The organism is Thermovenabulum sp., from assembly GCF_049723235.1.
In the GTDB taxonomy this organism is placed as follows: Bacteria; Bacillota; Thermosediminibacteria; order Thermosediminibacterales; family Thermosediminibacteraceae; genus Thermovenabulum.
Genome location: NZ_JBNARB010000006.1, coordinates 106759 through 117510 on the forward strand (window position 1 = coordinate 106759; position 10752 = coordinate 117510).

At 35.6% G+C, this 10752-nt stretch carries 11 protein-coding genes; 1 reads left to right on the top strand and 10 read right to left on the bottom strand.

Annotated features, from left to right (window positions below; all coding sequences use genetic code 11):
- Positions 1-7 precede the first annotated feature (7 nt).
- The 10 genes from ACPLOV_RS05115 to ACPLOV_RS05160 form a co-directional block, all read right to left on the bottom strand.
- Positions 8-1360 carry a SpoIID/LytB domain-containing protein gene (locus tag ACPLOV_RS05115; RefSeq protein WP_424909654.1) on the bottom strand — a complete coding sequence of 451 codons (1353 nt, stop codon included), beginning with the start codon at positions 1358-1360 and terminating at the stop codon, positions 8-10.
- A gap of 15 nt (positions 1361-1375) precedes the next feature.
- The gene (ruvB, locus tag ACPLOV_RS05120; protein ID WP_424910740.1) at positions 1376-2374 is read right to left on the bottom strand and encodes a Holliday junction branch migration DNA helicase RuvB; all 999 of its coding nucleotides are present in this window, start codon (positions 2372-2374) and stop codon (positions 1376-1378) included.
- A 12-nt stretch (positions 2375-2386) separates the two neighbouring features.
- Complete coding sequence (gene ruvA, locus ACPLOV_RS05125) at positions 2387-2947, bottom strand: Holliday junction branch migration protein RuvA (protein ID WP_424909652.1); 561 nt, start codon at positions 2945-2947, stop codon at positions 2387-2389.
- A gap of 3 nt (positions 2948-2950) precedes the next feature.
- Positions 2951-3439, bottom strand: coding sequence for a crossover junction endodeoxyribonuclease RuvC (ruvC, locus tag ACPLOV_RS05130; RefSeq protein WP_424909651.1), 489 nt, complete (start codon positions 3437-3439; stop codon positions 2951-2953).
- 97 nt (positions 3440-3536) lie between these two features.
- Positions 3537-4076 carry a BofC C-terminal domain-containing protein gene (locus ACPLOV_RS05135; RefSeq protein WP_424909650.1) on the bottom strand — a complete coding sequence of 180 codons (540 nt, stop codon included), beginning with the start codon at positions 4074-4076 and terminating at the stop codon, positions 3537-3539.
- Positions 4077-4143: 67 nt separating this feature from the next.
- Positions 4144-4869 (bottom strand): YebC/PmpR family DNA-binding transcriptional regulator, encoded by a 726-nt coding sequence (locus ACPLOV_RS05140; RefSeq protein ID WP_424909649.1) that lies wholly within the window; start codon positions 4867-4869, stop codon positions 4144-4146.
- A 71-nt stretch (positions 4870-4940) separates the two neighbouring features.
- Positions 4941-5654 (bottom strand): NAD(+) synthase, encoded by a 714-nt coding sequence (gene nadE / locus ACPLOV_RS05145; RefSeq protein ID WP_424909648.1) that lies wholly within the window; start codon positions 5652-5654, stop codon positions 4941-4943.
- 22 nt (positions 5655-5676) lie between these two features.
- The gene (locus ACPLOV_RS05150; protein WP_424909647.1) at positions 5677-6330 is read right to left on the bottom strand and encodes a YigZ family protein; all 654 of its coding nucleotides are present in this window, start codon (positions 6328-6330) and stop codon (positions 5677-5679) included.
- 124 nt (positions 6331-6454) lie between these two features.
- A complete protein-coding gene (locus ACPLOV_RS05155) occupies positions 6455-7141 on the bottom strand; it encodes a cell wall hydrolase (RefSeq protein WP_424910741.1) in 687 nt (228 codons plus the stop codon).
- A 274-nt stretch (positions 7142-7415) separates the two neighbouring features.
- Positions 7416-8699, bottom strand: a complete 1284-nt coding sequence (locus ACPLOV_RS05160; protein WP_424909996.1) for an FAD-dependent oxidoreductase — start codon at positions 8697-8699, stop codon at positions 7416-7418.
- 377 nt (positions 8700-9076) lie between these two features.
- Between ACPLOV_RS05160 and ACPLOV_RS05165 the strand changes: the two genes are divergently transcribed.
- The gene (locus ACPLOV_RS05165) at positions 9077-10447 is read left to right on the top strand and encodes a hypothetical protein (protein ID WP_424909995.1); all 1371 of its coding nucleotides are present in this window, start codon (positions 9077-9079) and stop codon (positions 10445-10447) included.
- The last annotated feature ends 305 nt before the right edge of the window (positions 10448-10752 follow it).

The window sequence follows — 10752 nt, forward strand, 5'->3', positions numbered from 1 at the left end:
ATTTTTTTCATCTCCCTATGGTTACTCCTGTATAGTAAAAAGAAAGAATATCCTTATAATTATATCCTTTTTCTGCCATTACCCTGGCACCCCACTGACTCATCCCTATTCCATGTCCCCAGCCTCGCCCGATAATTTTTATCCCGGCAGCAGTCTGGAGTTTATTTATAGTATCTTTCCCCATAGCATAAATGTTTAATAAATCGGATAAGGAATTTTTACCATTCTTCGATTCAATATAAACTTTGTCTGAAGCATTAAAAATGTTTAAAACACATATTCCATTACCGGTAATTGCATATAATTGTCTTTCACTATTTATTTTTTTATTTACTTCAAAAAGAGTACTTTTTAAAGAAAGTAAATTTCTTATTTCGTTAGAGGAAAAGGATTTTTCCCCTTTTGTCCCTTTTATTATAACTTTTTTTACCCTTCCAGTGCTGCTCCTCTCAGAAATTATAAAGTCTATTATATCTCCAGGATCGTAGCCTGTAGTTTTTAAATAGCTTCCCAGTTCCTTAAAAGAAAGATCCTTTTCCCATACATCCGCTACTTCCTCTGAAAATAGGTCCTTCTTTGATTTAAGATAGGGCAGTTCCTGTGTATACCAATCACTGAAATCTTCCGTAACTCCTCCGCTATTGGAATGAAAAAAGGCCAATACGGGCTTATCTTTATAGTATATTATTTCCCCCCGGGTAATTTCTACAGCTTGATTGGTCCTCGGGTTTTCACAATCATAACCTCCGTAAACTTGATCAGAAGAATTTGCCGTTAAATCAAATCCGTACTTAGCCCACTTATTTAAGTTGTAAACCGCAAAAGTCCTGGCTGCAACTGCCTGAGCCTTCAAAGCCTCCATGGGCCACAAAGGTGACATTTCAAGAGGTATTACACCGTAAAGGTAATCTTCTAAGTTTAATTCATTTATTGCCGTCATTCCTTTTTTTGATAAATCAGGGAAAATTCCAATATTGCCTCTGTATTGCTTTCCTTCAAAAAAAATAATTCCAGATTTAGAGGAAATATAAACGGGTTTTTCCGGTGATATTTCAAGACTTAAATTGGAAATAGGGCTGCCGGATTTTAAAAACACTACTTTTCCATTCTGCAGGGCTACCTCTAAATCAGTATAATCAATTTCAGCAATTACTTTAAATTCTCCATTTTCATTATTTTGTTTAACCAAAATATTAAATCCCGAATTTGATTTTATAGTATAACTTTCCATTGCAGTTTTATCAAAAAAAAGTCCTATTCTAATATTTTTTTCAGATATATCCTGACCATAAACCGGAAAATTAGCTAATGATAAAACGAACCAAAATATCATCGCAAAGGATAATAATATTTTTTTCACCCATAGCACCCCATTTCAATCCCTTTTAATACCCAAATGCTCGTACGCCTTTTCGGCGGCCATTCTTCCTCTTGCGGTCCTTATAATAAATCCCTCTTTTAATAAATAGGGTTCATAAATATCTTCTATGGTCGATACTTCCTCATTTAAAGCTGAAGCCAAGGCCTCGATTCCTACGGGTCCTCCCTTAAATCTCTCTATTATTGTCAACAAAAGCCTTCTATCCTCTTGATCAAGCCCCTTGGAATCCACATTTAATAATTTCAAACCTTCTTCCGCCACTTCCCGGGTAATTATCCCTTTTGCTTTTACCTGGGCGAAGTCTCTTATCCTCCTTAAAAGGCGGTTTGCTATTCTCGGTGTTCCCCGGGAACATTCCGCAATTTTCTCTGCCGCCTCTTCATCTATATTAACACCGAGAATTTCAGCAGCTCTTTTAATAATCAACATCAATTCTTCCTTTTTGTAAAATTCCAAATGGCATCTTACCCCAAATCTATCCCTTAAAGGAGAGGTAAGCATACCGGCTTTGGTTGTGGCTCCTATTAAAGTAAAGGGTTTTAAACTAAGCCTTATGGATTTCGCCGCAGGTCCTTTGCCTATAACTATGTCCAAACAAAAATCCTCCATTGCGGGATATAATACTTCTTCCACCGACGGATGCAGCCTGTGAATTTCATCTATAAAAAGTATATCCCCTTCTCCCAATCCCGTTAATATTGCTGCCAAATCTCCCGGTCTTTCAATAGCAGGACCGGAAGTAATCCTTATATTTACCCCCATTTCCTTAGCTATTATAAATGCTAAGGTGGTCTTACCGAGACCAGGAGGACCGTAAAGCAGCACATGATCCAAAGGTTCTTTCCTCATTAGAGCGGCTTTTACGAAAATTCTTAGATTTTCTTTCACGCTCTCCTGTCCTATGTATTCGTCAAAGGTTTTGGGCCTAAGGCTTACTTCCAGTTCAGCATCTTCGCTGTTTTTCAACAAAGGAGTAACAATTCTATCTTTCAAAAACCATCACCTCTATTTTGAAAAAAACTTCAGAGCTTCCTTTATTATCTCCTCGGTGTCCTTTGTTTTATCTACATTTGAAAGGACTTTATTTACTTCTTCCATTTTGAATCCTAAGGTTAATAGTACTTCCCTTGCTTCATAAATGGAATTCGAATCGCTTTCAATATATTTTATTTTATCTTTTAATTCCAGGATCAATTTCTGGGCTGTCTTTTTCCCTATACCGGGAATCGAACTCAACTTGCTGACATCTTCAAAACTGATTGCTTTTTTTAATAAATTCACATCCGAATATGATAATATCGTAAGGGCAAGTTTGGGTCCTATTCCCGAAACTTTATTAAGGGAAATAAAAAAATCCCTCTCCTCCCTGTCGTGAAAACCGTATAATTCCAAAGAATCTTCCTTAACCACTAAGTAGCTAAAAAGATTTATTTCTTTTTTTATGTAACCTTTTATCTTTTCATAGGTATTAAGGGATATGTTCATCCTGTATCCAAGGCCACCTGCTTCGATAATAGCAAAAGAGGGATTTATATCTATCAGTGTACCTTTTATGAATTCAAACATTTTTTACACCCCGTAAATTTTTTCTATGTTTTTATAATAAAGATGACACAGGGCAACCGCCAAAGCATCAGCAGCATCATCCGGCCTTGGTAATTCTTTTAGATTAAGCAATACCCTTGTCATTTCCTGTATTTGGTTTTTTTTAGCCCATCCATATCCCACTACCATCTGTTTTATCTGAAGAGGTGTATATTCATATATTTCTACCCCTTTTAATGCAGCGGCCAAAAGCGCAACCCCGCGCGCTTCGCCTACGGAAATAGCCGTCTTGGCATTCTTGTTAAAAAACAGTTCTTCCACCGCCACAGCATCGGGATTGTACTTTTCTATCAATTCTATATAACTTTCATACACCTTTTTTAATCTTTGGGGCTTGGAAAGGTCGCTCCTGGTTTCAATGACGCCATAATCCATTACTTGGATTTTGTCCTTTTCGTAAAGAACACCGTAACCGCAAATCGCAATACCCGGATCTATACCCATTACTATCATAAAATATCCCCTTTTTTATAATTTCTTCATCAATAAAGCTATTTCCTTCAAAATAAAAAAGCCTTCTTTTAAATATTAAAAGAAAGCTTTTTAAAAATCAATTACTTAACCCTTCTAATATTTTATAAAATTCTTCCTTGTCCTTTATAACAATACCCCGTTCTAAAATATTCCTATCTTCTTCTTTCAAAACATCTATGAGAATATCGGTTTTTTCTAAAATCACTGAAGGCTCTCCCGGTACTCCCTTAAACAGAGAAACAAAACCATCTTTTGTCCCTATATAATAATGGTCATCGCAATAAGAATCTTCTTCCTTTTTTATAATTATTTCATCCGAAGAAAACTTCTCTATTTTTACTCCGCTTTCTAAACCCTTTTCAAAATCGGTAAACTTTTGACCAACATATTTTTGAACAGGTATTTCAAAAACCCTGGTATGTCCACATTTTTTGTAGTAAGTAAAGCAAACTATCTTGGTTTTTTCTGTAATTATTTCATCTTCAAAAGTATGTTTAACAATATTTGAAAGTTCAGAGGATTTCGGAAGGAAATTGTTATGTTTTGTTAAAATACTTCCCAGCAGGATTCCCAGAAAAAAAATTATAAAAAACACAAAATAAATTCTTTTGGACATACTAATTCCTCCTTTATTTCAAGAAATTAGTATGCCCACCTTTACGTTAAAATATTCAAATTCGGTTTTATTTGGATTCGTAGTTAGAATACACTTCTTCTACATCATCATGTTCTTCCAAGACATCAAGCAATTTTTCCAACATCTCCGCATCTTTGCCGCTTACCTCTACCGTGCTTTTCGGAAGGTAAGTTATTTCTGCTGATGAAAGAACAATATTATTATCCGTTAAAGCCTTTTTTACTTGTTCATAATTTTCCGTTGAAGTGGTGATTTCTATTGAATCTTCTTGCTCTTGTATATCCTCAGCTCCTGCTTCAATGGCAATCATCATAATGTCATCTACATTCGTTCTCTCATTTTTTTCTATTAAAATAAGCCCTTTTTTCTCAAACATCCAGGCTACGCAACCGGCTTCGCCGAGATTTCCACCGTATTTATCGAAAAGATGGCGAATTTCACTGGCAGTCCTGTTTCTATTATCCGTCATAGCCGATAACATTATAGCGACACCGCCGGGACCGTAACCTTCATACATAACATGTTCTACATTTTCGCCACCTAACTCTCCACTACCTCTTTTAATTGCCCGCATTATGTTTTCGTTGGGCATATTAGCTTCTTTTGCTTTTTCTATAAGATCCCTTAATTTGCTGTTGGCATTAGGATCAGGGCCGCCTTCCCTAACTGCAACAATTATCATTTTGCTGAGCTTCGTATATAGTTTTCCCTTTTGAGCATCCATTTTAGCCTTTTTATGCTTGATATTTGCCCATTTTGAATGCCCCGACATTTGTCTCCCCTCCCTTTGTTAACTTCCTAAATTATTTTAGCACAAAAAAATTATTAGTAAAAGAAGAGAAGTTAAAAAGGTGGTATAAGAGGCAAACTCCTTTTATGTTCACTTTTTTTATTCATATTTTCTATTTTTTCCTTTATGTGCGGCAATGCTTCACCTGTTAAGATGTAAGTGTCCAGCTCTTTATAAGATATACCCATTTCTCCTTCATCGGTTTGTCCTTCCCACAAACCGGCCGTAGGAGGCTTTTCAATAATATCCTCGGGAATTTCAAAAAACCTTGCTAAATCCCTAACCTGGGATTTTACCAAATTACCCAGAGGTAACAGGTCAACCCCACCATCACCATATTTTGTAAAATACCCAACCGTAAGCTCACTTTTATTTCCCGTTCCTACAACCAGGTAATTTTTTGAGGCAGCGTAATAATAAAGGGTGATCATACGAAGTCTTGGCTTAATATTTGCTTTTGCCGTTTTATTTTCGGTGGGATCTAAAATAGTCATAAAGGTATCATAAACAGGGTCCAAGGAAATTTTTTTAAAGGGTATTTGAAATTTTTGTGCAACCCTTATTGCATCTTCCTCATCTTTTTTACTACTGTAACAGGGAAGGAAAAGACCCAGAATATTTTGACCAAAGGCTTTTTTACATAATACCGCTACTACTGCTGAGTCAATCCCGCCGCTCATTCCAAATACTGCCCCGGTTGCCCCAGCGCTATAAACTTTTTCTTTTAGCCAATCCACCAGTTTACTTGCAAGAACTTCTGTATTCAAAGTAATGCCTCCTTCTAATTGTTTACATAAAATAATTATCGTTATCTATATCAGCATAATAGTTACCAACCCATATAACTTTTACATCAAAATATCCATTCTCTTTCACCATCTTGTCGGGAGAAATATTTAAATAATAGGGTTTAAATATTTCAAGACATACTTTCTCCAAATATTGTTTTTCTTTAATTAAAAAACCTTTTTCCTTGAAGAGCCTTTCTATCTTATTGAATATTTGATAATTTACCTCTATCAAATACCGATCACATTTAATTTTTTTTATAATTCCCGCCTTTTCTATACCTTGTTTTGCACATTCGCCATAGGCCCTGATCAAACCTCCCGCTCCCAATAAAATGCCTCCAAAGTACCTTGTAACTACAACCACGGTATTTTTTAAATTTTTCATTCTTATTATTTCTAATATTGGCTTTCCAGCAGTACCACTCGGCTCTCCATCATCATTTGATTTTTGTATTTCCTCTGCCTCAAGGCCCACGCTAAAAGCATAAGTGTTGTGTGTGGCGTCGTAGTATTTTCTTTTTATCGAAGAGATAAATGTTTCCGCTTCATTTATAGTTTCCACCGGTTTAACATGAGTTATAAACCTGGATTTTTTTATTAATAATTCCGCTTGTGCTTCTTTTTTTACCGTCATATATTCCATTATTGCCATAATTTGTTACTCACACCTTATTTTATACTATTTTAATTATTATTTTTTAATATTATAAAGTCAATATTAAATTTAAAACCCTGTGATTTAAAAAACACAGGGTTTTTATTCACATTTTCATTTTTTATTTAAAAAATACATGGTCTCCGATAATAACAGTCACTGGTCTTTGCCTTACCCATAAATCATTGGTCTTTTTGGGATTATAGTAACCTATTGCTCCCTTTGAAGGATCAAAACCTGAAAGAGCATCATATACCGCTTTTCTTGCCGTTTCATCCGGAGTTAAATTTATCTGTCCATCCGGAACACAACTATACTGATAACGGCCTCCCTCAATTTGGAATATTACTTCCGGAATCGAATTGGGATATAAGGGACTTTTTATCCTGTTCAATACCGTAGCCGCAACAGCCACCTGTCCTATATAAGGTTCACCCCTGGCTTCTGCATAAACAAGTCTTGCCAGCAGTTCAATATCTCTCGCTGAAAACCTACCTTCATATCCTCTGTAAGTATTGTCGAAACTTAAGTTTAAAGCTCTTAATGTCCAATAACCAGCAATACCGTCAACTTTTAATCCCCGCGACCTCTGAAAGTTCATTACAGCAAGTTTTGTTCTCCAACCGAACACTCCATCAACACTTCCGTAGTAATAACCCAATTCCTTGAGCTTTTGCTGTAATAAGGCAACTTCTCTGCCTCTCATTCCTTCTTTTAAAACTATCCCGCTCGTTGACGCAAAAACATGGGAGGTAATAAGAATCACCATTAAAAGGATTATCAAGAAAATAAACATTTTTTTTCTCATTTTTTATCCTCCTTTTCTTGGGAGGCCAGAAGGATGTTGCTAATATTTTAACACAAAAAACATTAAATTAAAAAAAGCAAAAATCCCTGTATTTTAATTATAGATTCTTTAATAAATCATTTTATGTAAACATTTTTAGTATATATAAATATACTCCTTTTCTTATCTTTTATATATCCGATGTATAATTTTTCTATTTTAATATTCATATTTTTCATTATTTTTTATATAAAAATGCTGTTGAACAAAATGTCCAACAGCATTTTATAAAATTTTATATTACCTTGACATTAAAAATATTTTCCATTCCGGCTTTTTTGACCCTTTCTTTAATTTCATCAATATTTGTGGTGTATAATCCTAATTTTTTCATCCTTTCAAAATAAGCAGCCCCTGAAAAAGTGTATTTTTTGGCTATTCCCTCTTCCGTTTTCATCTGTTCTCCCACATGACTTATTGCATCTCCGACAGCTAAATCCAAAGGAATATTAATCAGTTCTGTTTTTGCTGCAAATCTTACTGCATTTGCGCCAGCTAAGGTACCTGTGCAAATTGCTTCAGTATGACCTACAAGAGGACCTGCTTTTTCACCGCCTACAAATAAATTCTCAACTCCAACAGCCTTCAGATAATTATCCCTGGGACAAATTGCTGTATATCTTATTGAGTTTCCTCTACCTCCAGCATAGGGGTCTTCATACCGGGCATTTTCAAATCCGGGTATCTTCCTTAATTGTTCCAGCGGGAAAAAAGGTGCCATTAATTTTGCATGACCGGTATCTAAAAGGATAATGTTCTCAATAAATTCTTTTAAGGCATATTGTTGGCAGGCTTTTGCAGTTAAAATATATTCATCTTCTCTTACTTCAGGAGGAATTGGTACTACTACCACTCCTTCTTTATTTAATTTATCCACGATATTTTGATCTAAGGATTCCTTGTGAAGTTTGCAGGAGCCGCTCATAGCTCCGTAAGTGCCATCTGCCTTTTTTGCTATCATTTCTTTAATTCCTGCTTTTCCTGCAATACTAACCCTGCCCCCAAAGCTTGGACATCTAATAATGCACATTACACAGCCGTTACCATATTTTGTACAATTATTCTGTGGTCCTGCCGTACCTGTACAATCGATAAAAACATCTCCTTCAAATCTCTCTCCTTCGTCATTTATAACAGCAACAATTTTTGAGTTTTCCATTTCTACATCTACAATTCTACATTCAGTTCTTATATTAATTCCCTTATTTTTTAATAAATCTCTTACTGCTGGTTCTACCTTTGCCACATCATACAAAGTCGCATGTTTGTGTCCCGGAAACTCTATATTTTTGTGCCTTGCCACATTATCCGTCACTTCAAAAAGTTCTCCACCTCCCATAGCAACCATTTCTTCCGTCGCTGTAAAACGACCATTATTACGCATTATTCCCCCAACTAAACCTGTACCTAAAAGCATGTCGGTTCTTTCCAATAAAAATACCTCGGCGCCGGCTTTTTTAGCAGCCAAAGCAGCGGCGCATCCGGACCATCCGCCTCCAATGATTATTACTTTTGGCATTCCTGTACCCTCCTTATACTACTCATCATTGATGAAGAGTATTATATTTATAATATTCTCCCTAAATTTTAATAATCCTGCTTATAATTTTTTCTTTTTTATTTTTTACACATTAATAAAAAAATATTTTTGTTTCCTTTACATAATTTGGGAATACACTTAATACATGCATAAAGAAAATCTTTGAAATATAAAATATAAAAGATGAAAATTTATAAAAAAATTTTTTCTAAATTTAAAAAGGATTTTTTCTCTACGGGTAGAATTAATAATAATAAAGATGGTTGTCATCATTGATGAGGAGGTGATTTAAAAAAATCATTTTAGGGACCATAATAATTGAATTTTTTTAAAAAATTTTTTAAGGAGGCTCAAATATGACTCTTGCTCATTGGATTTACGCCTTGGGGACCCTTGCGGTAGTTATCACAATGATTTTTAGAAGAAACGTACTTATTCCCTGTATTGTTTCTACTTTTTTAATAGGATTGATTTTTAAGGGATCACTAATTGGTGCAGTCACCGCAGTTTTTCGTGCGAATATAGCGGCCCTTTCCGAACTGGGCAGCATCTTTGTAATAATCGGTTTAATGGTGGCAATGCTCAAATCGTTAAGCGTGACCGGTGCTGATGAGCTGTTGGTCGCTCCATTAAAAAAATTAATGGTCTCTCCATTTATAAGCTACCTCGTGCTGGTAATCTCAACTTTCGTAATTTCCTTGTTCTTCTGGCCTACTCCTGCGGTTCCTTTGATAGGTACTCTTTTGGTTCCCGCTGCCATTAAAGCTGGACTTCCTCCAATGGCAGCAGCAGTAGCAATAGCCCTTGCAGGTCAGGGAATGGCTTTATCCGGTGACTTCGTAATTCAAGGTGCACCAGGATTATCGGCAAAGTCTGCGGGTATTCCTATTCCCATTGTCACCAATTACGCAGCCATACTATCAATAATCACAGGTGTAACTGCTATAATTCTTGCTTATATATTTATGAGAAATGATATTGAAAACTTTATAAAAACCGGCCATCAAGAAGCTAAAAAGAGTATTGAAGAAAAAGGAGCAAAAGCAAAAACCTTTCATGCTCCATATCTCGTATGGTTGCTGTTAATTTCTATAATATTAGTCATAATCGCCATGTTTAAGTTTAATATTAGAGGCGGAGATGCTTCAGCACTCCTGGGTGGCACAGCTATTACAATAATGGTTATTGCCACTCTTTGGGTCGAAGGTAGTAAAGGGCTTGATATTATAGCAGATCATTTAACCGATGGATTGGTATTTGCATTTAAAGTAATGGGGCAAATATTACCCATAGCCGGATTTTTCTTCCTCGGTAATCCCGATGCTGTAAAGTCCATTTTAGGAGAAGGTGCTCCCGGATACCTTTTTGATATTGGTAAAATAATTTCTTCTGCAATTCCTGCAAAAGGGTTTTTATCAGCTTTTGGAATGTTAATCCTCGGTATAATAACAGGACTGGATGGTTCAGGATTCTCCGGCCTTCCTATGACAGGTACATTAGCCGGCGCGATGGCAGCAGGAAATGTTAAGGTAGCCGCTGCTTTATCAGCAATTGGTCAAATGGGTGCAATTTGGGCTGGTGGAGGAACAATAATCGCATGGAGTTCCTTAGTTGCTGTTGCAGGAATAGTAGGTGTGCCCGTATTTGATCTTGTGAGAAAGAATTTTATTCCCGTGATAGTTGGCTTAATAATTTCCACTATTGCAGCTGTTCTATTCCTTATGTAGAATAGAAATCTTATATTTCAGATTATCGATAATTTTAGGGGCATTTTATGCCCCTATTTTTTTTAACCGTGCTCTTTTTATATCCAATATTTTTTTATTTTACAAATTAGCAACTTATTTTAATTTTTATTATCGTTGTTTTTATTAATGTTAACCAGTTATTTTTATTTATTAAATTTAGAAGTTTATCGCCCATGTAAATAAAAAATTCAAAGCTATTGGAAAATCTCCAATAGCTTTTTTATTGCATAAAAAAAAATTGGCTCCCCGAGCAGGATTCGAACCTGCGACCCTCCGGTTAACAG